Here is a 688-nt window from a genome sequence, read left to right on the forward strand (position 1 = left end):
GTATGGCCGACATGCTTTGGGTTTGAAGTGGTACTTCTTGGCGGTAGCAAGCAGTGCAGCATTCCAACGATGATGACCTTCACCATAGGCATCACGCTCTATCATGATGGCTTTTGCGTTGTCGAACAGGACCTCTCTGGGCACACCACCGAAGTATTCGAACGCTTCTTCAAGACCTTCAATCCAGTCTTCTTGGCGCTCACGCTCAGTGAAGCGGACAAAAGTTGTACGGCTATATCCAAGGGTTGCGACAAAGGCTTTGATGCGTTTTCCGTGGTGTGTGATCGTCGTGAAGTCCACTTGCATCTGCTGTCCTGGTTCAGTCTCGAAGCGCACGACAGGATCGGCAGGTACAGTCGGTTTGTATTGTTTGATGCGTTCTTTAAGCATGGTGATCCCGCCGTCATAACCTAATGCCTTAATCTCACGTAAAAGAACGGTGGCAGGTATCCAATGTGGCTTTGCTGCTTCAATGCGACCAAGTAAATAGTCGTAATAGGGGTCTAACTTCGACAGGCGTGACTGACGTTCAGGGTACACAGGAAGTCGGTCTTTGTTCCTGAGGTAAGCTCTCACCGTGTTTCTAGATACGCCCAACGTCTTTGCGATACGGCGGATGCTTTGACCCTGTTGATGTAAAACGTGTATATCCACTAGTTGCTCCTGATTGATCATAGTCCGCCGTTTT

The 688-nt window shown here is 49.3% G+C and carries 1 protein-coding gene; it reads right to left on the reverse strand.

Going from position 1 to position 688, the window contains the following annotated elements; translation table 11 throughout:
- On the reverse strand, positions 1–675 hold a 675-nt coding region (gene istA / locus LRP50_RS25405; RefSeq protein ID WP_274167177.1), incomplete at its 3' end, for an IS21 family transposase.
- Between the last annotated feature and the right edge of the window lie 13 nt (positions 676–688).

This window comes from Enterovibrio gelatinilyticus (assembly GCF_028683095.1).
Lineage (GTDB): Bacteria > Pseudomonadota > Gammaproteobacteria > Enterobacterales > Vibrionaceae > Enterovibrio > Enterovibrio gelatinilyticus.